Origin of the sequence: Aeromonas sp. R6-1, assembly GCF_040908165.1 — a bacterium.
GTDB lineage: Bacteria > Pseudomonadota > Gammaproteobacteria > Enterobacterales > Aeromonadaceae > Aeromonas > Aeromonas caviae.
The window spans coordinates 351158-372143 of sequence record NZ_JBFODF010000053.1; the positions used below are offsets into that span (position 1 = coordinate 351158).

General features: G+C 62.9%; 23 protein-coding genes and 1 pseudogene. 15 read left to right on the forward strand and 9 right to left on the reverse strand.

Features of this window, described 5'->3' with window-relative positions:
* Window positions 1–220: 220 nt before the first annotated feature.
* The 4 genes from AB5Y68_RS18510 to AB5Y68_RS18525 all read right to left on the reverse strand — a co-directional run bounded on the left by AB5Y68_RS18510 (window position 221) and on the right by AB5Y68_RS18525 (window position 4621).
* Window positions 221–709: a hypothetical protein gene (locus AB5Y68_RS18510; RefSeq protein ID WP_039039214.1), complete on the reverse strand. Its 489-nt coding sequence runs from the start codon at window positions 707–709 to the stop codon at window positions 221–223.
* A 183-nt stretch (window positions 710–892) separates the two neighbouring features.
* Window positions 893–1699 carry an exodeoxyribonuclease III gene (xthA, locus tag AB5Y68_RS18515; protein WP_010673667.1) on the reverse strand — a complete coding sequence of 269 codons (807 nt, stop codon included), beginning with the start codon at window positions 1697–1699 and terminating at the stop codon, window positions 893–895.
* Window positions 1700–1951: 252 nt separating this feature from the next.
* Window positions 1952–2914: an ion channel gene (locus tag AB5Y68_RS18520; RefSeq protein ID WP_029314056.1), complete on the reverse strand. Its 963-nt coding sequence runs from the start codon at window positions 2912–2914 to the stop codon at window positions 1952–1954.
* A 60-nt stretch (window positions 2915–2974) separates the two neighbouring features.
* Complete coding sequence (locus AB5Y68_RS18525) at window positions 2975–4621, reverse strand: response regulator (protein WP_039039213.1); 1647 nt, start codon at window positions 4619–4621, stop codon at window positions 2975–2977.
* A gap of 270 nt (window positions 4622–4891) precedes the next feature.
* Between AB5Y68_RS18525 and AB5Y68_RS18530 the strand changes: the two genes are divergently transcribed.
* Entirely contained in the window at window positions 4892–5317 is a 426-nt protein-coding gene (locus AB5Y68_RS18530) for an Hsp20/alpha crystallin family protein (protein WP_039039212.1), read from the forward strand.
* Between the two features lie 41 nt (window positions 5318–5358).
* Here AB5Y68_RS18530 and AB5Y68_RS18535 read toward each other — a convergent pair whose 3' ends face one another.
* Window positions 5359–6402 carry an FAD:protein FMN transferase gene (locus AB5Y68_RS18535; RefSeq protein WP_039039211.1) on the reverse strand — a complete coding sequence of 348 codons (1044 nt, stop codon included), beginning with the start codon at window positions 6400–6402 and terminating at the stop codon, window positions 5359–5361.
* 301 nt (window positions 6403–6703) lie between these two features.
* Here AB5Y68_RS18535 and azu point away from each other — a divergent pair, with 301 nt between their 5' ends.
* A complete protein-coding gene (gene azu, locus AB5Y68_RS18540) occupies window positions 6704–7144 on the forward strand; it encodes an azurin (protein ID WP_039039210.1) in 441 nt (146 codons plus the stop codon).
* 181 nt (window positions 7145–7325) lie between these two features.
* Window positions 7326–7529, forward strand: coding sequence for a hypothetical protein (locus AB5Y68_RS18545; protein WP_039039209.1), 204 nt, complete (start codon window positions 7326–7328; stop codon window positions 7527–7529).
* Here AB5Y68_RS18545 and AB5Y68_RS18550 read toward each other — a convergent pair.
* Both AB5Y68_RS18550 and AB5Y68_RS18555 read right to left on the reverse strand, forming a co-directional pair.
* Entirely contained in the window at window positions 7526–8095 is a 570-nt protein-coding gene (locus tag AB5Y68_RS18550; protein WP_039039265.1) for a HutD family protein, read from the reverse strand. The two genes, AB5Y68_RS18545 and AB5Y68_RS18550, sit on opposite strands and share 4 nt — an antisense overlap.
* A gap of 129 nt (window positions 8096–8224) precedes the next feature.
* A complete protein-coding gene (locus AB5Y68_RS18555) occupies window positions 8225–8647 on the reverse strand; it encodes a MarR family winged helix-turn-helix transcriptional regulator (RefSeq protein ID WP_052258799.1) in 423 nt (140 codons plus the stop codon).
* An 81-nt stretch (window positions 8648–8728) separates the two neighbouring features.
* Between AB5Y68_RS18555 and AB5Y68_RS18560 the strand changes: the two genes are divergently transcribed.
* The 3 genes from AB5Y68_RS18560 (at window position 8729) to AB5Y68_RS18570 (ending at window position 10557) form a co-directional block, all read left to right on the forward strand.
* On the forward strand, window positions 8729–9073 hold the full coding sequence (locus AB5Y68_RS18560) for a DUF3861 domain-containing protein (RefSeq protein ID WP_052258797.1): 345 nt from the start codon (window positions 8729–8731) through the stop codon (window positions 9071–9073).
* A gap of 87 nt (window positions 9074–9160) precedes the next feature.
* Window positions 9161–10132 (forward strand): nucleoside hydrolase, encoded by a 972-nt coding sequence (locus AB5Y68_RS18565; RefSeq protein ID WP_039039208.1) that lies wholly within the window; start codon window positions 9161–9163, stop codon window positions 10130–10132.
* 95 nt (window positions 10133–10227) lie between these two features.
* Complete coding sequence (locus AB5Y68_RS18570) at window positions 10228–10557, forward strand: DUF3634 family protein (protein ID WP_039039207.1); 330 nt, start codon at window positions 10228–10230, stop codon at window positions 10555–10557.
* Window positions 10558–10647: 90 nt separating this feature from the next.
* On the opposite strand, the gene AB5Y68_RS18575 is transcribed toward AB5Y68_RS18570, so the two are convergent.
* Window positions 10648–11556 carry a LysR family transcriptional regulator gene (locus tag AB5Y68_RS18575; protein ID WP_039039206.1) on the reverse strand — a complete coding sequence of 303 codons (909 nt, stop codon included), beginning with the start codon at window positions 11554–11556 and terminating at the stop codon, window positions 10648–10650.
* Between the two features lie 119 nt (window positions 11557–11675).
* Between AB5Y68_RS18575 and AB5Y68_RS18580 the strand changes: the two genes are divergently transcribed.
* From AB5Y68_RS18580 to AB5Y68_RS18620, 9 genes and pseudogenes are all read left to right on the forward strand, one after another.
* Window positions 11676–12119, forward strand: a complete 444-nt coding sequence (locus AB5Y68_RS18580) for a carboxymuconolactone decarboxylase family protein (RefSeq protein ID WP_039039205.1) — start codon at window positions 11676–11678, stop codon at window positions 12117–12119.
* A 506-nt stretch (window positions 12120–12625) separates the two neighbouring features.
* Window positions 12626–13714 carry a cytochrome o ubiquinol oxidase subunit II gene (gene cyoA, locus AB5Y68_RS18585; protein WP_080767819.1) on the forward strand — a complete coding sequence of 363 codons (1089 nt, stop codon included), beginning with the start codon at window positions 12626–12628 and terminating at the stop codon, window positions 13712–13714.
* A gap of 3 nt (window positions 13715–13717) precedes the next feature.
* The gene (gene cyoB / locus AB5Y68_RS18590; RefSeq protein ID WP_039039204.1) at window positions 13718–15694 is read left to right on the forward strand and encodes a cytochrome o ubiquinol oxidase subunit I; all 1977 of its coding nucleotides are present in this window, start codon (window positions 13718–13720) and stop codon (window positions 15692–15694) included.
* Complete coding sequence (locus tag AB5Y68_RS18595; protein WP_080560441.1) at window positions 15615–16310, forward strand: cytochrome o ubiquinol oxidase subunit III; 696 nt, start codon at window positions 15615–15617, stop codon at window positions 16308–16310. Before cyoB ends, AB5Y68_RS18595 begins: the two co-directional genes overlap by 80 nt.
* Window positions 16311–16640: a cytochrome o ubiquinol oxidase subunit IV gene (locus AB5Y68_RS18600; RefSeq protein ID WP_010673684.1), complete on the forward strand. Its 330-nt coding sequence runs from the start codon at window positions 16311–16313 to the stop codon at window positions 16638–16640.
* An 8-nt stretch (window positions 16641–16648) separates the two neighbouring features.
* Entirely contained in the window at window positions 16649–17542 is an 894-nt protein-coding gene (cyoE, locus tag AB5Y68_RS18605) for a heme o synthase (protein WP_010673685.1), read from the forward strand.
* Window positions 17543–17555: 13 nt separating this feature from the next.
* Window positions 17556–17657 (forward strand): annotated as a pseudogene (locus tag AB5Y68_RS18610) (protoheme IX farnesyltransferase); the annotation flags it as partial.
* Between the two features lie 164 nt (window positions 17658–17821).
* Complete coding sequence (locus AB5Y68_RS18615; RefSeq protein ID WP_039039203.1) at window positions 17822–19183, forward strand: MFS transporter; 1362 nt, start codon at window positions 17822–17824, stop codon at window positions 19181–19183.
* Window positions 19184–19265: 82 nt separating this feature from the next.
* Window positions 19266–19634 (forward strand): DUF1428 domain-containing protein, encoded by a 369-nt coding sequence (locus AB5Y68_RS18620; RefSeq protein WP_010673687.1) that lies wholly within the window; start codon window positions 19266–19268, stop codon window positions 19632–19634.
* A 124-nt stretch (window positions 19635–19758) separates the two neighbouring features.
* Here the strand turns inward: AB5Y68_RS18620 and AB5Y68_RS18625 are convergent, their stop codons facing one another.
* Window positions 19759–20862 (reverse strand): ElyC/SanA/YdcF family protein, encoded by a 1104-nt coding sequence (locus tag AB5Y68_RS18625; protein ID WP_039039202.1) that lies wholly within the window; start codon window positions 20860–20862, stop codon window positions 19759–19761.
* Window positions 20863–20986: the final 124 nt, after the last annotated feature.

Below are 20986 nucleotides of genomic sequence, written 5' to 3' on the forward strand. Positions count from 1 at the left end.
GTGAAAAGTAGGCTGGTGACATAATACGTCTTCTCTTGTGCAGGCCGCCGGTCGGGTGAGGTGCAAGGCATCACCCAAGGGATTGGCGGCAAACGGGGCGCAGCTGTGTCAGTGCGCACGGCTCCCTGCGAGCGGGCCGGCTTGGCCGGGGCACAGGGTCAGGCAAGGCGGCAGAAAACGGGCAAGCCGAGGCTTGCTGTTGCCGCGAGAGAAGCGCTTTCTAGTGGCGCAGCACCGACAGCATCAGGTGTCGGCGCGGCCAGGAGGGAGGGTGGGTGCCGCGGGATCGCAGGAAGGGATCCCGCAACCAGTTGTCCAGTAGGGGGACGAGGCGCCACGAAGGGAGCAACAGCAGGGGAAGCAGCAGTGACAGCAGCAGGCCGAGCAGGGGCGGCGCACTGGTGGCGCCGAAGAGGCCGCTCTGCATCTGGCACTCCTCCCCGGGCGGGGCCGCCTCACTCTGGGGGCCACCGTGGCAGGAGAGGGAAGCTGTGTCGGCCTGGTGCATGGCGGAATGCTGCACAGGCTCGCTCTGGTGCAGTCCATGAGACAGGGGAGACTGCGCCGGAGTCAGGATGGATGCGGATGCGTCACTTGGCAGGGCGGTGGCCGCCCCATGCCAGCCGATGCACAGGGTGAGATTGCAGACGAGCATCAGCCCCAGCAACAGCCGGGCGATGAACGTGGTGGGCAATCTCGATGAGAGCATGGGTGGTTTCCCTGTGACGGATGGGCCGAATCTAAACCTTGCCGAAAGGAGAAGGTCAAGGCCTGGCAAGCGCCGTCTGCCTGGTAATTGACATGGATTAAGAAAGGGCGGGGCGGTGAACAAAAAAAGCCCCCGCATGGGCGGGGGCAGGTTCTTTTGGCGAGGGCGAGCCTGGCGTGGGGATCAGGCGAAGCAGGTCCAGATGGGGGCGTGATCCGAGGGCTTGTCGATGCCGCGCAGCTCGTAGTCGATGCCGGTCTCGGTCACTTTGTCCTTGAGGGCGTCGGAGGCCATGATGAGGTCGATGCGCAGGCCCCGGTTCTCGTCAAAGCCCCTGGAGCGGTAGTCGAACCAGGAGAAGCGCTCGCACTCGGTGGGGTTGGCGGCGCGGAAGGTGTCGGTCAACCCGAAGCCTTTCAGGCGCTCCATCCATTCCCGCTCGATGGGCAGGAAGGAGCACTTGCCATCCCGCAGCCAGCGCTTGCGGTTCGCCTCGCCGATGCCGATGTCGAGATCCGTGGGGGAGATGTTCATATCCCCGATCAGCGCAATCTGGTCGTCCGGGGTGTGGTGGGTCTCGAGGTAGTGCTGCAGGTCTTCATAGAACTTCTGCTTGGCCGGGAACTTGGTCTCGTGATCCTGGCTCTCCCCCTGGGGGAAGTAGCCGTTCATCACCTTGATGACGGAGCCGTCTTCCCGCTTGAAGCTGGCCATGATCATGCGGCGCTGGGCATCTTCCGGATCGGTGGGGAAACCCTTTTGCACCTCGATGGGAGCCTGCTTGCTCATGATGGCGACCCCGTAATGCCCCTTCTGGCCGTGGAAGACCACGTGGTAGCCCATGGCCTCCACATCCGCGACCGGGAAGGCTTCGTCGTGCACCTTGATCTCCTGCAGGCCGATCACGTCCGGCTGGTGCTTGTCGATAAGGGCTTGCAACTGATGAAGACGGGCGCGCAGGCCATTGATATTGAAAGAGATGATCTTCATGTTCGGGGTGCTCATGTCGTTTTTGTTCGTCGCTTATTGGACTAGGAATCCGCGATGGATGCAAGTTCGGGGGCTGTGACTGGCGCAGCGGCTCGGGAATCTGTTCACGATCTGTCGCGAGAGGCTGTCAGCAAGATAAAGCGCAGCAGAGGAACCTGAGTGCATATGTATACATGAGAGCGCCTGGCGACACATAAGCGAGCAGCACATGAGCCTTGGAAGCGGCCTCCCAGCAAGATCGTGGACAGGTTTCTAGCGGGTCATCTTCTTGACAAACACCACCACGAACAGTGCCAGCGTGAAGCTGCCGGTAAAGGCTTCGAAGGCGGCAAAGATCCGCGACAACCCCACCGGGGTGAAGTCCCCATACCCCAGCGTGGTGAAGGTCACCACGCTGTAGTAGAGGCACTCCATCAGGAAGATGGCGTTCTGCTCCAGAGGAGCGTCCGGGCGATAGATGAGGTGGGTGCCCGCGAAGTTGAGGCCGCAGAAGAAGTAAAAGATGCTGCAGATGACGATGAGCAGCAGGGAGAAGAGCACCACCCGCATGGGGGCCTCGCCGTAACCGCAGAAGAGATCCACTATCCAGGAGGCGAAGCGGCGGTAGGACCAGAACGGCATCTGCAGGCGGCGCATGGTGAGCTCCTGCTGGATGTAGCGACCGGACATGGTGAAGATGCCCTGGGCCTCCGAGGCCTTGCGCAGATCCCGGTAGGTCTCCTCCGCCTCCTTGAACCAGACGCGGGCCTGCGCCGGGTCCCGCTCGCGGCGCCCCTTTCTGTCCTGCATCAGTCGCTTGCCCGTCTCCAGGTTGTCGAGGCGGGTGTTCTTCCAGCGGATGCCGAGCAGGTTGACGTCGTCGAGGGTGGCGCAGTGGAGGTTCGCTTCGCTCAGATCGGCCTTCATCAGGCTGCCGCCCTTGATGCGAATGCCGTAGAGATGGGCACCTCGCAGGTTGGCGCGATAGAGGTTGCACTGCTCCAGCAAGAATCCCTCCGGACCCTGCCTGTTCACCAGGTTGAGATCCGCCAGCTCGGCGCGGGCCAGTTGCAGGCCGTGGCACAGGCCTCCCTGGCGCACATAGCGCTCCAGCGCCTCGGCGGTATCAGGGGTGTTGTGGGCCGCAGCGGGGTCGTGCCAGCGGCAGAGATCATGATCCCCTGCCTCTTCGGTGCAGTGGCGGCCATCGGCCACCAGGTATCGGCACATTGCCATGGTGTTGCCCCTCCCTTCCCTGAGTCAGTATCAGCATAGGTGAGGGGAGGAGGGGGGATATCAGCTGTGCTGATGATATTCCTGGCGCAGCTTGCGAAAACGTTCCTGCTGGGCGGGGTTGAGGGGGATGCCCTCCAGCACCTCCAGGGTCTCCTTGCACTCGGCGCCAAACTCCGGGCTCTTGCGGTTCTTCTGCATGAGTTGCAGCAGCACCTGGATCTTGTTGAGGGCGGCGCCGGTATTGGCGGGCGCCCGGCGCAGGGCCTCGCGAAAGTGGCCGAGGGCCTGCTCCAGCTCTCCGGCCTGATAGGCCTTGATGCCCAGATCGTTGAGCTGCTGATAGCGCTGGCGCCGCTCCTGCACCGTCTTGTCATCCCGGGTCACCTGGATGCAGGTGGTGAGCAGCCGATCCTCATCCTCCGCCAGCAGTCCCTGCAGGCTTTCGGCGTACTCGAACTCCCCGAGCTGATAGAGGGCGAGTATGGTCTCGCCAAGGAGAGCCGGAGGCATGGTGGCGGGCTCGTCCAGCCAGTTCTGGTTGGCGCGATAGAGCATCTTCTTGCCCTTGAGCAGCTCCCCCAGGGCGATGCGCACCCGGGCCTGGCAGATCTGCTCGAACACCGGGTAGTTGAACTCCGACATCATCAGGGAGTCGCGGATGCGCGACAGGGCGGAGTTCACCTGCTTTTGCAGGTTGGCGATGTGGTAGCCGTCGTTGCTGTTGAGGGCGTACAAGGTGAGGGTCTGGATATAGGCCCCGAGATAATGCGGCGTGCGGTGGATCGAGTTGCGCGACAAGTCGATGAGGGCGAGCAGCACGTCCTTGGCCTGGGCGTAGTCGTGCCGTTGCAGGCACACCTCCGCCAGACGGCGGGAGAGCTGCACCGACTGGGGAGAGATGTCCACCGCCCGGCGCAGCTCCTGCTGGGCCTGCTCGTCATTGCCCAGCGCCAGCAGGGACTCCGCGAGCCAGAGGTAAGCCTCCACCATCAGGGGGGTGTGTTTCAGGGTGGCTTGCAGGTGGCTTACCGCCTCCTCGTGCAGACCCAGGGTATGGCACGCCTTGCCCAGGGTGAGGCGAGCCCAGCTGTTCTCCTGCCCCGCCAGCAGCTGGCGCATCAGGCTGCGGGCCTCCTTGGCCTGGCCCAGCTTGAGCTGGGTGTCGGCCTGCAGGCAGCGGCAGAAGTTGGCAAAGCGGGGCACCGCGTCCGCCTGTTTGGCACAGGCCTCCACCAGGGCGGGCAGATCGTCCCGGGTGAGGGCGCTGAAGACGCTCTCCAGTGCCTGGCGACGGGCGAGGGCGCGTTTGAGGCGAAACGAGAACTGCTCCTGGGAGAAGGGCTTCATCAGGTATTCGTCGGGCTCGGCTTCCAGCGCGCTCAGCACCATGGCGCGGGAGCCGTCGCTGCTGACCATGATCACCACGCTCTGGGGCGGAATGAGTTGCTGATCCCGCAGGCTTTCCAGCAACTGGCGGCCGTTCTCGCCCGCCCCCAGCTCATAGTCGAGCAGATAGATGTCGAAGCTCTCTTTCTGGCAGCGGCGGCGCGCCTCGTCGGCGGAGTTGGTGTAGGTGATGCGGTTGATGCCGATGTTGATCAGCATCGCCTTCATCATCATCTGGAAGGAACGCTGTTCGTTGACCAGCAGGATGCGCTTGGGCTTGGGCTGGGGTTTCTTCTCGGGTACGGAGTCCGGTGTCTGCATCTGTCTGGCATCAAGGCGCTACGGGCTGGTGGGAGAAGTGTGCCACCAAAGTCCGCAGGCAGGCAATTGCACATGGGGAGGGGCCCCGGTTTTTCCCGCAGACCTTGGGTGAAAAAAAGGGTGTCTTGCCTTTGATCCCGGTCAAGGGAAGGCGAGTTGGCACTGGCAGGCGCTGTCCCGGTTTTTAGACTTGAAGAGCGTCAGCATGCGGGAGGCGGCAGGGGGCAGGGTGCCCGTCTGCTCCCTTGCCCGCTCACAAGGAGGGATCAGATGAGTTTGCTACCGAGTCGTACCAGCCTGTTTGATGACCTGTTCCACGACATGGCCTCCGGCTTCTACATCCGCCCCCTGCACGGGGACCCGTTGCCCAGCCAGATCAAGCTGGATCTGCGGGAGAGCGGGGATGACTACCTGCTGCAGGCGGAATTGCCCGGGGTGGCGAAGGAGGACATCCACGTGGACGTGCACGGCAAGCTGGTGACCCTGAAGGCGGAGATCCGCCAGTTTGACAGCCAGAACAAGGATGAACGGGCCCTGCGCAGCGAGCGCTACTATGGCAGCGTGTCGCGCAGCGTCGAGCTGCCGGTGGAGGTGTCGCCAGAGCAGGTAAGCGCCCGCTTTGACAACGGCATCCTCACCCTGCGCCTGCCCAAGCAGGCGGCCAGCCCCGCGCCCCACCGCATCCCCATCGAATAGGCGGTCAGTGAACGAGGCCCCGCACTGCGGGGCCTCGTCATTCAGGGCTGCTTGCGCACCAGATAGGGAGCAAACTCGGGGGTGTGGCTGGCGGCAAAGCCCGTGGCGGTCTTCTCGATGAGATAGACCGCCAGCTTGTGCTCCCTGGCAAAGGCCATCGCCCGCTCGGGACCCATCACCATGAGGGCGGTGTCGAGGGCATCGGCCTCCAGGGCCGTGGGGGTGATGACGGTGGCGGAGACCAGCTTGTGGGTCACGGGCTCGCCGGTGGCAGGATCGATGATGTGGGAGTAGCGCTTGCCGTCGAGCTCGTAATAGTTGCGATAGCTGCCGGCGGTGCTCACCGCCATGCCGTTCGGGGTCACCACATCCTCGATGGCGCCTGGTCTGTCCGAGGGCTCGACGATGGCCACCCGCCAGGGATTGCCCTTGTCGTTGTGCCCCTTGCTGCGCACCGCCCCCGCCACTTCGATGAGGTAGTTGTGGACCCCTTTTTGCTCCAGCAGCCCGGCTATCTCGTCGGAGGCCGCCCCCTCGCCCAGAGTGGAGAGATCCAGATAGAGATCTGGGATGGCCTTGCCGAGCAGGAAGTGATCTCCTTGGGGTGTCAGGCTCAGCTTGTCGATGCCGACCCTCGCCCTGGCCTGGGCGATCTGCTCTGCGCTGGGCCGCCTGACCGGGCGCTTGTCCGGCCCGAATCCCCACAGATTGACCAGGGGGCCCACGGTGACATCGAGAACCCCCCGGGTGAGGTGCCCGGCGTCAATCCCCTGTTGCACAATCTTCGCCATGGTGGCCGGGATGATCTGGGGGGGCTGCCCCGTTCCCTGATTGAAGCGGGAGATGAGGGAGCCCGGATCATAGGTGGATATCTCTTTGTTCAGGCGTGCCAGCAGCGCCTCTACCTCCTGATGCAGTGCCCCCTGTCCGCCGGGGAAGGGGTCGCTCAGGGTCACCGCATAGTAGGTGCCCATGGTGCTGCCCTGAATGCGGGTCTGGGTCGGGGCTGGCTGACAGGCGGCCAACAGCAGCATCAGGGAGAGCAGCAGGGCGCGCGGTGCCTGGCGCAGGGAAGAGGTGTGCATCTGTCATTCTCGCGGGAGTCGTCGACGGGTGAGCAGCTTAGCCAAGGGCGTTCGGGTTGGCGAGCTGGCCAAGGGCGCCAACCCTGCAAATAATTAAGCCGGACGGCCCGTTGACCAATCCGGTCCCTTGTCGTGATGCGGGGGAGAGGAGTGACCCGGCCCGCATCTTTGAGCAAAAACCGTCGTTCCCCGGTGACATCTGGGTACAATGAAGATCGATTCTGACAGTATCTTTGCCTGGTGCCGCTCGGACTTTCGAGGCGAGTTTGCTGTCTTCCATCGCCAATCAAAGGAGAAGATGATGAAAAAGGTGTTAGCCCTGCTGCTTCTGAGCTCCCTCGCCGCCCCCGCCCTGGCCGATGAGTGCGCATTGGTCATCGAAGGCAATGATGCCATGCAGTTCAACCAGAAAGAGATGAGCGTGCCGGCCACCTGCAAGGAGGTGACAGTGACCCTCAATCACACCGGCAAGCTGCCGGTGGCCAACATGGGTCACAACTGGGTGCTGGCCAATACTGCCGACTACCAGGCCGTCGCCACCGCGGGCATGAGTGCCGGTGCCGATCACGACTACCTTCCCAAGGATGACCCCAGGATCCTGGCGCACACCAAGCTGGTGGGAGGGGGCGAGAGCACCAGCGTCACCTTCAAGACCGAGGGGCTGGCAGGCAAGGATCTCACCTTCTTCTGCTCCTTCCCGGGCCACTTCGCCCTGATGAAGGGCAGCTTCAAGGTGGGGTAGTGCCAAGGGGCGTGTCGCCGCCAGCACAAACAAAAGCCGGGAGGGTCCCGGCTTTTTTGTCTTCGCTTGCGCTGCGTCGCGGTACTTTCATGATCTGGTTTGGGGTGGCAAGGGGATGAGCGGCGTACAATAGGCCGCAAATGGGCCAGTGGCCTGCCTACGCCCCTTCGGAAAAGAGAGCATGAACGCAGTGAAATGGATGCTTGGCTGTTGCCTGATGCTGCTGTGTGCCATCGCGCTGGCCGCCGAGCCCCCGGTGAAGAAGAGCCGGAGCGGCATCTGTCACCCCAAGGGCGGCACCTACTACAGCCGCACCAGGCACTATACCCCCTATGACACCATGCAGGCCTGCCTCGACAGCGGGGGCCGTGCCCCTCGGCGTTAAACGGCGGCCGGCTTGGGCTGCAGGGTAAAGAAGGCGAGGGTGGTTTTCTTGCCGCACTCGAAGCGGATGCTCTCCTCCCCTTGCACCACCAGGGTCTCGCCCGGTGCGACCTGCTGTCCCTGCACGGTGAGCTGGCCCTCCAGCAGATGACAAAGGTAAGTCTTGTCCGCCTCCAGGGTGAGGCTGAGGGGGAAGGGCAGGTTCAGCACCCGCACGTTGGCGCTGATGCGCGCCGGGTGGTAGATGAGTCCGAGATCCGTCACCTCTTTTTTCAGCAGCTCGCAGCGGGTCTCGTCATCCCCGCTGAAGTGGGCCGCCTCGAAGGTGGCGTAGGGGTGGCCGTTGAGCACGAAACCGGCACCGCTGACGGGCAGCAGGATGCGCTGGTAGCCGGGAAAGCGGGAGAAGCTCCCTGCTTCCTTGATGGGGGCCGAGCTCAGCCGATAGTCAAAGTCGAGCTTGTCCAGGGTCGAACCAGGGGGGGAGATCAGGATCTGGGCCGTGGTGCCCTGCCTGTTCTTCCAGGGCATTTTCAACTGGTCGGACTCTTTAATCAGGGTGATCACGATGGCGCCTCGGCGGGAAGGGGAGAGTGGGGCCAGTGATACCATCTCCGGGAGTGGCTCACAAGGCGCCGCCAGCGCAGGCCGCGCTGGTTGGCCACAAATCAGGCAGCGGCCCCCCTGACGCTGACCCTAATCGGTCGACTCAAGCCCTTTTTCTATCTTGTCCAGCAGTTGCTGCAACTGCGCTATCTCCGCCGGCGTCAGCAGGGAACACAGCCGTTCGTCGAGCCGTGCGGCCTGCTGCTCCCCCTGGTTGACCCGCTCGCAGGCCAGCGGGGTCAAGGCCAGACAGATGCTGCGTCTGTCAGTGGGATGGGGCCGCTTCTCGATGAGCCCCTGTTTCTCCATCTCCTGCAGCAGGCGCGTCACCTGCGCCTTGTCGCGGCCCGACCGCTGCGCGATGAGCTGCGGCGTGGCGGGATCCAGCGCATGGATCAGTTGCAGCACCTTGTAATGGAGGGGGCTAAGGGCGATCTGCTGTGCCCGGAAATGCTGCGTCATGGCGATTTTGTACTGATCGAGGATCCGGAAGAGGCGGTTTGACAACTTCATGGTTGATAAAGTCAACTTAAAAGGGTTTAATTGATTTTATCAACCATATGGGCAAAAGCCCAGCCCGAGAGGAGATGAAAGATGCCACACACCTATCGTGTACAGGTCCAGGCGCTGGACCGCGATGTGCCCCCGTTGCAGTTCGACTGCCAGAATCACGACGACATCTTTGCCATCCTGGCGCTCAGCAAGGGGAAGCTGCCCATGTCGGAGCAGGAACATCAGGCGTTTATCGTCGGGTTGAAGCTGTTTGGCGAAGTCATGATGCAGCATCGCAAAGAGGAGCTGTTCAAGGGGTTTCTCCCCCATTTCAAGCAATTCATGGGGCAACTGAAACGCACCGCCAGGGGAGAGGAGGCGGTGGCGCCCCTTCCGAGTGACTCCTGCCCTGACCCCAAGGGCGAGCGCTTCCGCCAGCAGGCCTGATGCAAAGGAAACCCCGAGGTTGTGATCCCGGCGCTGTTAAAGCGGCGCCGGCTCGCTACACTGGCTGCACTGTCCAATGGAGGCCCCATGACCCACAAGATCATTCTGGATACCGATCCCGGCATCGACGATGCCATGGCCATTCTGTTTGCCGAGGCGCACCCCGCCATCGAATTGCTCGCCATCACCACGGTGTTTGGCAATGCCACCATCGAAAACGGCACCCGCAACGCCCTCTGGCTCAAACAAAAATATGGCATGAAGGCGGACGTGGCCCGGGGCGCCGCCGCGCCGCTGCTGCGCGAGCCCGTGGGCCCGACGACGGTGGTGCACGGCCCGAGCGGCTTTGGCGACGTCCAGGCGGGGGAGGTGACCCTCATCCCGGATCCCCGCCCGGCCTGGCAATACATCGTCGAAACGGTGAAAGCCCACCCCGGCGAGATCACGCTAGTGACCATCGGGCCCCTCACCAACCTGGCGCTGGCGCTCGAGGCGGCCCCCGAGGTAGCCGCCCTGGTGAAAGAAGTGGTCGTGATGGGCGGCGCCTTTGGCGTCAACGGCCATCGCGGCAACGTGACTCCCTATGCCGAGGCCAATATCCACGACGATCCCGATGCGGCGGACCGGGTCTTCACCGCCCCCTGGCCCCTGGTGATCATCGGGCTCGACGTCACCCAGCAGAGCATCTTCACCGCCGACTATCTGGATGCCCTGCGGGACGATGCGGGGGAGCCGGGCCGCTTCCTGTGGGATGTCAGCCGCTTCTACCTGCGCTTCTATTCCGAGCGCATCGGCATGGCGGGGTGCCATGTGCACGATCCCTCCGCCATCGCCTATGTGATCGATCCTGCGCTGTTCACCCTGCGCAAGGGGCCGGTGCGGGTCATCACCGAGGGGCCCGCCATCGGCCATACCCTGCAAAAGTTTGACGACACCCGCCATCCCCATGACGAGTGGGCCCACTGCCCGGCCCAGCAGGTCGGGGTCGCGGTGCGGGATCAGGCCCTGCTCGCCCTCTATCGGGATACCCTGGTGGCCTGGGGCAAGGGGCGCCGATAAGGCCCGGCAGTGAGTGAAAGCGTGATGGCGGCTGGGTCATGGTGAGGCGCTCCCGGTTATACTGGCGAACATCGGGTTGACGGGAGGAAGACGCAATGGCCTGGTTGTCTCTGTTGGTGGCGATAGCCCTGATCGGGTGGTTGATGACGCTGGGGCGCGGTGCCCTGTTCGAGGTCCGGCTCGCGCCGGGCAAGGTGGTGGTGAAGCGGGGCTCGGTGCCGCCGCGCTTTGTGACCCAGGCGACCCAGATCCTGCACCATGAGCCGGTGCGCGGGCGCATCCTGGGTCTGCGGGACGGCAACGGGGTGAGGCTGGTCTTCTCCCGCTCCATCCCCGAGCCCGTGGCCCAGCGCCTGCGCAACATCTTCCCCTACGGGGATTATCGGGGGCTCTCCCCAAGCCCTGACGGGCGAAAATCACGCTGAGCGGTCGCCGTGGCGACCCTCATTTCCAGACGCCGGGCCCTGTGCCCGGCGTCTGCGTTTTCAGCGTATCGCCAGGAGGCCCTGTTGCGGTCAGCGCGGCCCCTGCAAGGGCCTGATCGCCTCGACCAGAAAGTCGATGAAGGCGCGGGTCTGGGGTTTGAGGAAGCGGCCGCCACGAAACACCGCGTGGATCTCGTCCTGGCGATCCTCGTAGGGGGAGGCGAGCCACTCTGGCAGCAGTGGCAGCAGGGTGCCCTCGTCGATGCTTTGCTGCACCATCCAGCTCGACAGCAGCAGCACGCCGCATCCCGCGAGGGCGGCGCAGAGCAGGGGCGTGCCCCCGACCGAGGCAAGGTTGCCCTGCACCGCCACCTTCTCGCGCTCCGTGCCCTGCTGGAAGTACCAGTGCTGGCGTTGGCGCCCATGGCCGCGAATGAGGCAGTTGTGGTGGGCCAGCTCGGCGGGATGGGCGGGTTCGCCATGGCGGGCCAGATAGGCGGGGGAGGCGACCAGCAGCGAGCGGTTGGTGAGCAGATGGCGAGTGTGCAGGCTGCTGTCGGCGGGCTTGCCGATGCGCACCGCCACGTCCACGTTCTCGGCATCGAGATCCACCATGCGGTTGTCCAGCGCAACCTCCAGGCGCACCCCGGGGTAGCGGGCGAGGAAGTCGGGCAGGCGGGGAGAGAGCCAGGACGCGCCGAAGCTCTCGAACACCGAGACCCGCAGCGGCCCCTCTGGCGCCACCGAGAGGGGTTGCAGGGATTGCACCAGCTGATCCGCCTCCTCCAGCAGGGGCAGGGAGCGGGCGAGAAAATAGGCGCCCTGCTCGGTCAGCACCAGTTGGCGGGTGCTGCGCTTGAAGAGCGGGATCCCGAGCTGTTGCTCCAGGGCGTCGATGGCACGGGTCACGGAGGAGGGGGCCTGGTTGAGGGCGCGGGCGGCACGGGAGAAACTGCCCGATTCCACCACCTGGGCCAGGATGCGGATGCGATCCAGCATGGATTCACCTTTGCGATAAACGCAAAACTGTTGCAGGTTATGACGATATTCTAATCAACAATGAAAAAGTGAACAATCAGCTCACCGCCCCATCCGGGGTCCATCACCGGAGTCTTGCCATGTCACACCGTATCCAGCTCGCCAACCAGGTGCCCGCCGCCGTCTCGGCCATGATGGGCCTCGAGTCCTACCTCGGGGGCACCGACATTCCTCTGTCGCTCAAGGAGCTCATCAAGTTGCGCGCCTCCATGATCAACGGCTGCGCCTACTGCATCGAGATGCACGCCGACGTGGCGATGAAGCACGGGGAGAGCGCCCAGCGTCTGCTGGCGCTGGCCGCCTGGCAGGAGTCGCCGCTGTTCGACGCCCGGGAGCGGGCGGTGCTGGCCCTGACCGACGAGGTGACCCTGATCGCCGACAAGGGGCTCACGGCGCAGACCTATGAGGCGGCGCTGGCCCAACTGGGGGAAACCCTGCTGGCCCAGTGCCTGATGCAGGTGGTCACCATCAACGCCTGGAACCGGATCGCCGTGGCGACCCAAATGGAACACTGTCACTCCTGACTCCGACTCCGAGGGAGGGAGAGAAAACGATTGTCAACGGGCCCGCACAAGGGCCCGTTTTGTTACGAAGTGTGCCCTCTGGTGCCAGGGGTTGCGACCGTTGTCGGGGGGCGGGAAGTTAATCATACATTCGTTTGATTAATTATTTTTTTTATCTTCCCCGAAAAATACCCATCCAGATCAAGGTGTGGAAAAATGACCTGTGGGTCGAAAAGGGGCTGTATGGCTCTTTTTTGATCGCAATGGCGGGTTAAAAACAGACCATATGGATCTTTTTGGTTAATTGGTGGTCACTTTTGGTGGCGCGAGAGATTAACGGAAGATGAATTGCCGCGGTGTAACTTGAATAAATTGGTCATTGTCAAGGGATTAACATCTGATGCCGCTTTCCATCACCTTTTGAACATTTTTGGGATTAATTTTTCATGTTGTTCACATGCCGGTCTGATGCAATAAAATGCTGCATTTTTTTATACCAATAAGCCTTCAAAAGATGAGGACATTGCATGAGACTCTTTGATGTGAAGAGGGGCTTGGGCGCTTTGCTGCTGCTCGCGACCGCCAGCTTGCTGAGTGGCTGCGACATGGCACTGATGAGCCCCAAGGGGCAGGTCGGTATGGAGCAGAAGTCACTGATACTCACCGCACTCGGCTTGATGCTGATCGTGGTGGTGCCAGTGATTGTCATGGCGGTGGCGTTCGCCTACAAATACCGGGCGTCCAACACCAGTGCCACCTATGCGCCGGACTGGGCCCACTCCAACAAGATTGAGGCAGTCGTCTGGACTGTACCCGTCATCATCATCGTCATCCTGGCGGTGATCACCTGGAAAACTTCCCACTCCCTCGACCCCTACAAGCCGCTGGAATCGGACGTCAAACCGGTTCAGGTGGATGTCATTTCCCTGGACTGGAAGTGGTTGTTCGTCTATCCGGAGCTGGGCATTGCATCGGTCAACGAACTGGCCTTCCCGGTCAACACCCCGGTCAACTTCCGGGTGACCTCCGACACCGTGATGAACTCCTTCTTCATCCCGCAACTGGGCGGCCAGATCTACGCCATGGCCGGCATGCAGACCAAGCTGCACCTGATTGCCAACGAGGCGGGCGAGTACAAGGGCATCTCCGGCGGTTACAGCGGTGCCGGTTTCTCCGGCATGAAGTTCAAGGCCATCGCGACCCAGGACCAAGCCGGTTTCGACGCCTGGGTAGCCAAGGTGAAGGCCTCTTCCAAGGCCCTGAGCACCATGGATGAGTTCAATGCCCTGGCCAAGAAGAGCGAAAACCACCCGGTGGAGTACTTCGCCAGCGCCGATCCCAAGCTGTTCGTCAACATCATCAACAAGTTCATGGGCGGCATGTCCCATGGTGGTCACGCCACCCCGGCTGCGGGCTCCGCGGATCACGAGGGCATGAACCACGAGGCCATGAACCATGACGCCGCCCCGAAAGCGGGTGCCATGGACCACGAAGGGATGAACCATGAGGCCTCGCAAGAGGACGCCATGGAGAACCAGGCCATGAACCATGACGCCCATGCCGGACACATGGCCATGTCGGCCGACAAGAGTGTGAAAGCAGGATCCGAGGAATAATCGATGTTTGGAAAATTGACACTCGAGGCTATTCCGTACCATGAACCCATCATCATGGTCACGATAGCCGGTATCATTCTGGGGGGCCTGGCCATCGCCGGTCTCATCACTTACTACGGCAAGTGGCAATATCTGTGGAAAGAGTGGCTGACCTCGGTCGACCACAAACGCCTCGGTATCATGTATCTCATTCTGGGCATGGTCATGCTGCTGCGTGGCTTTGCCGACGCCGTGCTGATGCGTGGCCAGCAGGTCATCGCCTCCGGGGGTGGCGAAGGCTACCTGAACGCCCACCACTACGACCAGATTTTCACCGCCCACGGCGTCATCATGATCTTCTTCGTGGCCATGCCGCTGGTGATCGGTCTGATGAACATCGTGGTGCCGCTGCAAATCGGTGCCCGTGACGTGGCCTTCCCCTTCCTGAACAACCTGAGCTTCTGGTTCACCGCCGCGGCAGTGGTGCTGATCAACGTCTCCCTCGGGGTCGGTGAATTTGCCCAGACCGGCTGGCTGGCCTATCCGCCCTTGTCGGGGCTGGAGTTCAGTCCCGGGGTCGGGGTCGATTACTGGATATGGAGTCTGCAGATTTCGGGTCTGGGGACCCTGCTGACCGGCGTGAACTTCTTCGCCACCATCATCCGCATGCGTGCCCCTGGCATGACCATGATGCGCCTGCCGGTCTTCACCTGGACCGCCCTGTGTGCCAACATCCTGATCATCGCCTCCTTCCCGATCCTGACCGTCACCATCGCCCTGCTCACCGCAGACCGCTACCTGGGTACCCATTTCTTTACCAATGACATGGGTGGCAACATGATGATGTACATCAACCTGATCTGGGCCTGGGGTCACCCCGAGGTGTACATCCTGGTGCTGCCGGTGTTCGGGATCTTCTCCGAAGTGGTGGCGACCTTCTGCAAGAAGAAGCTGTTCGGTTACACCTCCCTGGTGTGGGCAACCGTGGCGATCACCGTGCTGTCGTTCATCGTCTGGCTGCACCACTTCTTCACCATGGGGTCCGGCGCCAACGTGAATGCCTTCTTCGGCATCACCACCATGATCATCTCCATCCCGACCGGGGTGAAGATCTTCAACTGGCTGTTCACCATGTACCGCGGTCGCATCGAGTTCACCTCGCCCATGCTGTGGACCGTCGGCTTCATCATCACCTTCACCGTGGGTGGCATGACCGGGGTACTGCTCTCCGTGCCGGCCGCCAACTTCGTGCTGCACAACAGCCTGTTCCTCATCGCCCACTTCCACAACGTCATCATCGGCGGCGTGGTGTTCGGCTGCTTCGCCGGTATCACCTACTGGTTCCCGAAAGCATTCGGCTTCAAGCTGGATGACGTCTGGGGCAAGCGTGCCTTCTGGTGCTGGATCAGCGGCTTCTTCGTGGCCTTCATGCCGCTCTACGTGCTGGGCTTCATGGGCATGACCCGTCGTGTCAGCCAGAACATCGATCCCGAGTTCCACGGCTGGCTGGTGGTCGCCGCCTGCGGCGCCGGTCTGATTGCCCTGGGCGTGCTGTGCCAGGTCATCCAGATCGTGGTCAGCATCCGCGACCGCGAGAAGAACCGCGACCTGACCGGCGATCCCTGGGGTGGCCGTACCCTGGAGTGGGCGACGTCCTCTCCGCCGCCGTTCTACAACTTCGCCATCGAGCCGAAGGTCACCGGTCTGGACGCCTTCTGGGAAGCCAAGGCTGACGGCAGCGCTTACAAGAAGCCTGCCCAGTATGCCCCCATCCACATGCCGAAGAACTCCGGTGCCGGTGTCATCATCGCCGCCTTCAGCGTGGTGTTCGGCTTTGCCATGATCTGGCACATCTGGTGGATGGCCATCGCCGGCTTCATCGGCATGATCGCCACCTGGATCATCCACAGCTTCAACGACGATGTGGACTACTACGTACAGGTTGACGAGATCGAGCGCATCGAAGGTCAGCATTTCGACAACATCAACAAGGTGGCTTAATTCCATGGCGACTGACGTACTACATCACTCTCACGGTGCCCATGAGGATGGGCACCACGATGCCGGTGCCACCAAGGTATTCGGTTTCTGGATCTACCTGATGAGTGACTGCATCCTGTTCGCGACCCTGTTCGCGACCTATGCGGTCCTGGTCAACGGCACTGCCGGCGGCCCCACCGGCAAGGACATCTTCGAACTGCCGTTCGTGTTCGCCGAAACCATGCTGCTGCTGCTGAGCTCCATCACCTTCGGGTTCGGCATGCTGGCCATGAACAAGAACAAGGTCGCGGCGGTCAACACCTGGCTGTTCGTCACCTTCCTGCTGGGTGCCGGCTTCATCGCGATGGAAATCTACGAGTTCCATCACCTGATCGTGCACGAGGCGGGTCCGGATCGCAGCGGCTTCCTCTCTGCCTTCTTCACCCTGGTGGGGACCCACGGTATCCACGTGACCAGCGGCCTGGTCTGGATCATCGTGATGATGGTGTCGATCACCAAGAAGGGGCTGACCGAGCGCAACCGCACTCGCCTGATGTGCCTGAGCCTGTTCTGGCACTTCCTCGACGTGGTATGGATCTGCGTCTTCACCGTGGTCTATCTGATGGGGGTCATGTAAATGAGTCATTCCGTTGACAATCACGGCGCCAGCCACGGCAGCGTCAAGTCCTACATGATCGGCTTCGTGCTGTCACTCATCCTGACCGCCGTGCCGTTCTGGATGGTGATGGACGGCTCCGCCTCCCACGCTGTGGTGCTCGGCACCGTGGTGGCCATGGCGGTGGTGCAGATCTTCGTACACCTGGTCTACTTCCTGCACATGAACACCTCCTCCGAGGAGCGCTGGAACCTGGTGGCACTGGTCTTTACCGTGCTCATCATCGCCATCGTGGTCGTGGGTTCCCTGTGGATCATGTACAACCTCAACATCAACATGATGGTTCACTGAGCGGGTTGATGATGATGAAGCAATACCTGCAAGTGACCAAGCCGGGCATCATCTTCGGCAACCTCATCTCGGTTATCGGGGGATTCCTGCTGGCCTCGAAGGGGAGCCTGGATGTGCCCCTGTTCATCCTGACCATGGTGGGGGTGTCACTGGTGGTGGCCTCCGGTTGCGTGTTCAACAACTACATCGACCGGGACATCGACTGCATCATGGAGCGCACCAAGAACCGCGCCCTGGTGCGGGGGCTCATCGCCCCCGGTGTCTCCCTCTGGTATGCGACGGCGCTGGGCGTTGCGGGCATTGCACTGCTCTACTTTGCGGCCAATCCGTTGGCCGCCTTGCTGGCGGTGCTGGGCTTCCTGGTTTATGTGGGGGTCTACAGCCTCTACATGAAGCGCCACTCGGTCTATGGCACCCTGGTCGGCAGCCTCTCCGGCGCCGCGCCGCCGGTCATCGGCTACTGCGCGGTGAGCGGGCAGTTCGACTCGGGGGCCCTGATCCTGCTGGCGATCTTCAGCCTGTGGCAGATGCCGCACTCCTATGCGATCGCCATCTTCCGCTTCAAGGACTACCAGGCCGCCAACATCCCGGTGCTGCCGGTGGTGAAGGGGATCCCGGTGGCCAAGCTCCACATCACCCTCTACATCCTGGCATTCATGGTGCCGACCCTGATGCTGTTCCTCGGCGGCTACGCCGGGTACAAGTATCTGGTGGTGGCCACCGCGGTGAGCGTCTGGTGGCTGGGGATGGCGCTGTCGGGCTACAAGGCGGCGGTGGACGACTCCCTCTGGGCGCGCAAGCTGTTCATGTTCTCCATCGTCACCATTACTTGCCTCAGCGTAATGATGTCGGTGGACTTCCAGCCGGACGCAGCGCCGGTGCTGGTGAGCATGCTGCCCTGACGCTGGAGCTGACATGTTCTCCATCGTCGTCATCATCTTCACCTGCCTGAGCGTGATGATGTCGGTGGGCTTCCAGCCGGACGCAACGCCGATGCTGGTGAGCATGCTGCCCTGATAGTGTGAACTGCACCCCTGAAATGCATGAAATCCAGAGCCGGGAATCTTCCCGGCTCTGCTATTATGGGCGCCGCCCTGCGAGGGGCATCGCCGATTTTCGGGGGCGGCCGGGCGCCTGTCACCCCTTTCTTTTCCTCTTCTTTTTGACTCATCGAGGCCCTCATGAATGATTTCACCATGACGAGGGGCGAGCGACGCGCGACCTGGGCGCTCGGCTCCGTCTTCTCGCTGCGCATGCTCGGCATGTTTATGGTGCTGCCGGTGCTGACCACCTACGGCATGTCCCTGGCGGGCGCCTCCGAGGCGCTCATCGGGCTTGCCATCGGCATCTACGGCATGACCCAGGCCCTGTTCCAGATCCCCTTCGGCCTGCTCTCCGACAAAGTGGGGCGCAAGCCCCTCATCGTCGGCGGCTTGCTGATGTTTGCCCTTGGCAGCGTCATCGCCGCCCTGAGCGACGCCATCTGGGGGGTCATCGTTGGGCGCGCCCTGCAAGGGAGCGGCGCCATCTCCGCCGCCGTCATGGCGCTCCTGTCGGATCTCACCCGGGAGCAGAATCGCACCAAGGCCATGGCCTTCATCGGGGTGAGCTTTGGCATCACCTTCGCCATCGCCATGGTGACCGGCCCCCTCATCACCCATGCCCTGGGCTTGTCCGGCCTCTTCTGGCTCATCGCCCTGCTGGCCCTGGCCGCCATCGCCATGGTGCTCTGGGTGGTGCCGACCCCGGCGGCCCACCTGCAAAATCGCGAGTCCGCCATGGTGCGAGGCAGCTTTCGTACCGTGCTCACCAACCCTCGCCTGCTCAAACTCAACCTCGGCATCCTCTGCGTCCACACCCTGCTGATGTCGAGCTTCGTGGCCCTGCCGCCCCTGCTGGAACGTGCCGGGCTGCCCCGTGACAGCCAGTGGCAGGCCTATCTGGTCACCATGCTGATCGCCTTCGTGAGTGTGGTGCCCTTCATCATCTATGCCGAGAAGCACCGCCAGATGAAGCGGGTCTTCATCGGGTGCGTGGTGGTGATGCTGGCCGCCGAGCTGGTGCTCTGGCAGAGCGGCCAGCAGTTGTGGGGTCTGCTCGCCGGGTTGCAGCTCTTCTTCATCGGCTTCAACGTGATGGAGGCGCTGCTGCCGTCTCTCATCAGCAAGGAGTCCCCGCCGGGCTACAAGGGCACCGCCATGGGGGTCTACTCCACCAGTCAGTTCCTCGGGGTCGCCATCGGCGGCAGTCTCGGTGGCCTGCTCTACAGCCTGGGGGGCGGCCCCCTGGTGTTTGGCGGTTGTGCCACCCTGGCCCTTGCCTGGCTCGGGGTGAGCCTCACCATGGCCGAGCCCCCCTATGTGAGCAGCCTGCGCATCGTGCTGCCGGAAGGGGTCGAGGCCACCCCGGCCCTGGAGCAGCGGATCCGCGCCTGCGAGGGGGTGAGCGACGTGCTGCTGGTACGCGAGGAGCACTCCCTCTACGTGAAGGTGGACAGCAAGCGCTTGACCCGCAGCGATCTGGAGCGGCTGGTCTCGTTGTGATGGCTGGCTGCGCGGGGCGGCGCAGGCGCGGGCTGATGGGCGGCTGCTATGCTGAGATCCTCACTCACAGGAGGAACCTCTGATGTCATACGTGGACGGATTCGTGCTCGCCGTGCCGACGGCCAACAAGCAGGCCCTGATCGATCATGCGGGGCAGTTTGACCCCATCTTCCTCGAATACGGCGCCACCCGGGTGCTGGAGTGCTGGGGGGACGACGTGCCCCACGGCAAGCAGACTGACTTTTATCGGGCGGTGGCGGCCAGGGAGGATGAAACCGTGGTCTTCTCCTGGGTGGAGTGGCCGAGCAAGGCGGTGCGGGACGACGCCATGGGCAAGATGATGCAGGACCCCAGGATGGATCCCGCCAATCCCCTGCACCAGACCATGCCGTTTGATGGCGCCCGCATGATATTCGGGGGCTTCACCACCGTGCTGGAGCTCAAGGGCTGAGACCGGCCATCGGGGCTTCACCCTGGTGGCCGGAGCGCAAGGGCCGATAGCAACACCCAGGCCCGTCAGATAATGAAAAAGCCCGCCAGCCGGCGGGCTTTTTGCTGGGCGCCATGCCGGGGGATCAGCGCTCCACCAGCGGGGCCGAGCGGTAGCTCCACAGGCCGTAGGTGCGCAGGGCGTCCCGGTAGATGCCAAGCAGCTCCTCCGGGCTTGCCTTGGCCAGGGCCGAGAGGGGCTTGTCCGGGTAGGCGACGCTGTCGATGCGGATGTTCGCCGGGCCGCTCTGCCAACAGGCGATTTCCAGCAGGGTCTGGCCCCGGCGCACATGGCTCGCCGAGCTCACCAGAGTGGCGAACTCAATCTCGTGGCGGGCGAGGGCATAGCCGCTGTAGAGGGCGTTATCCACCGTGCTGGTGGCGTAGTTCTCCTCGATGATACGGGAGCGGTCGATGCCCTTTTTCGCCAGCCAGTCCGCCATCAGCTTGCCCTCGGTCTGGCGGTTCTGGGGCACGCCGCCGGTGAGGATGACGAGGGCTGCCGGATCGGCCTGGGCCAGGGCGCGGGTGGTCTCGAGGCGTCCCAGCAGGATCTCGTGCATGGAGCCATCGGGATTGAGGGCATAGCCCAGGGTGACGATGGCGCGGCGCCCCTTCTTCTCGCCCCGTCCCTGACGCTCCTTGAGGGGGGTGGCGACCACCCTGTCCACGGTGGCGAACAGTCGCTGCAAGTCGGCGGCGCGACCGGCATTGAGCTCGCCGACCCGCTTGAGGTAGCCATCGGATTTGGCCTGGTTGCCCTTGAAGCGCTGCCAGGTGGCCAGATAGGTGTTGATGTCCAGATCGTCCGGGGCGGCGGTGAGGGCCTGCTCGAACAGGGCGATGGCCCTGTCCACGTTGCCGTTGTAGATCTGGGCGTTGGCCGCCGAGATGAGCAGATCGGTGCGATAGGGCTCGAGCTGGTGGGCCTCCAGCAGCAGGGTGGTCACCTGCTCCATGTTGCTCGGCATCTTGGCGGTAAAGCCCGCATCGGAGACCCGGGCGGGGGAGTGGAAGATGCGGGCGGCGTCTGCCAGCAGCTGATCCACCACCTGGCGCTTGCTGATGAACTGCTCGTAATTCTGCTCCTTTTGCAGGGAGCGCACCGGGGCGGCCCAGGCATCGGATGAGACAACGAGCGGCAGCGTCAGCAGGCTGGTGAGGGTCAGGGCAATCGCGGTTTTCTTCATCATGGGGCTCCCTCTGGGGTGCGGGGCGCGATGCCGTGGCTCGTCCCCTGAATGCTTTTCCAATAAAAACAGATGCTTGGTTTGCTGCCTACTCTACTCCCTTCCCGATGAAAAAAACGTGAAC

Bases quoted from the DNA above. Each gene is read 5' to 3' on its own strand.
- AB5Y68_RS18510 (WP_039039214.1), bottom strand. From the start codon at position 709: ATGCTCTCATCGAGATTGCCCACCACGTTCATCGCCCGGCTGTTGCTG.
- xthA (WP_010673667.1), bottom strand. From the start codon at position 1,699: ATGAAGATCATCTCTTTCAATATCAATGGCCTGCGCGCCCGTCTTCAT.
- AB5Y68_RS18520 (WP_029314056.1), bottom strand. From the start codon at position 2,914: ATGGCAATGTGCCGATACCTGGTGGCCGATGGCCGCCACTGCACCGAA.
- AB5Y68_RS18525 (WP_039039213.1), bottom strand. From the start codon at position 4,621: ATGCAGACACCGGACTCCGTACCCGAGAAGAAACCCCAGCCCAAGCCC.
- AB5Y68_RS18530 (WP_039039212.1), top strand. From the start codon at position 4,892: ATGAGTTTGCTACCGAGTCGTACCAGCCTGTTTGATGACCTGTTCCAC.
- AB5Y68_RS18535 (WP_039039211.1), bottom strand. From the start codon at position 6,402: ATGCACACCTCTTCCCTGCGCCAGGCACCGCGCGCCCTGCTGCTCTCC.
- azu (WP_039039210.1), top strand. From the start codon at position 6,704: ATGAAAAAGGTGTTAGCCCTGCTGCTTCTGAGCTCCCTCGCCGCCCCC.
- AB5Y68_RS18545 (WP_039039209.1), top strand. From the start codon at position 7,326: ATGAACGCAGTGAAATGGATGCTTGGCTGTTGCCTGATGCTGCTGTGT.
- AB5Y68_RS18555 (WP_052258799.1), bottom strand. From the start codon at position 8,647: ATGAAGTTGTCAAACCGCCTCTTCCGGATCCTCGATCAGTACAAAATC.
- AB5Y68_RS18560 (WP_052258797.1), top strand. From the start codon at position 8,729: ATGCCACACACCTATCGTGTACAGGTCCAGGCGCTGGACCGCGATGTG.
- AB5Y68_RS18565 (WP_039039208.1), top strand. From the start codon at position 9,161: ATGACCCACAAGATCATTCTGGATACCGATCCCGGCATCGACGATGCC.
- AB5Y68_RS18570 (WP_039039207.1), top strand. From the start codon at position 10,228: ATGGCCTGGTTGTCTCTGTTGGTGGCGATAGCCCTGATCGGGTGGTTG.
- AB5Y68_RS18575 (WP_039039206.1), bottom strand. From the start codon at position 11,556: ATGCTGGATCGCATCCGCATCCTGGCCCAGGTGGTGGAATCGGGCAGT.
- AB5Y68_RS18580 (WP_039039205.1), top strand. From the start codon at position 11,676: ATGTCACACCGTATCCAGCTCGCCAACCAGGTGCCCGCCGCCGTCTCG.
- cyoA (WP_080767819.1), top strand. From the start codon at position 12,626: ATGAGACTCTTTGATGTGAAGAGGGGCTTGGGCGCTTTGCTGCTGCTC.
- cyoB (WP_039039204.1), top strand. From the start codon at position 13,718: ATGTTTGGAAAATTGACACTCGAGGCTATTCCGTACCATGAACCCATC.
- AB5Y68_RS18595 (WP_080560441.1), top strand. From the start codon at position 15,615: ATGTGGACTACTACGTACAGGTTGACGAGATCGAGCGCATCGAAGGTC.
- AB5Y68_RS18600 (WP_010673684.1), top strand. From the start codon at position 16,311: ATGAGTCATTCCGTTGACAATCACGGCGCCAGCCACGGCAGCGTCAAG.
- cyoE (WP_010673685.1), top strand. From the start codon at position 16,649: ATGATGATGAAGCAATACCTGCAAGTGACCAAGCCGGGCATCATCTTC.
- AB5Y68_RS18615 (WP_039039203.1), top strand. From the start codon at position 17,822: ATGAATGATTTCACCATGACGAGGGGCGAGCGACGCGCGACCTGGGCG.
- AB5Y68_RS18620 (WP_010673687.1), top strand. From the start codon at position 19,266: ATGTCATACGTGGACGGATTCGTGCTCGCCGTGCCGACGGCCAACAAG.
- AB5Y68_RS18625 (WP_039039202.1), bottom strand. From the start codon at position 20,862: ATGAAGAAAACCGCGATTGCCCTGACCCTCACCAGCCTGCTGACGCTG.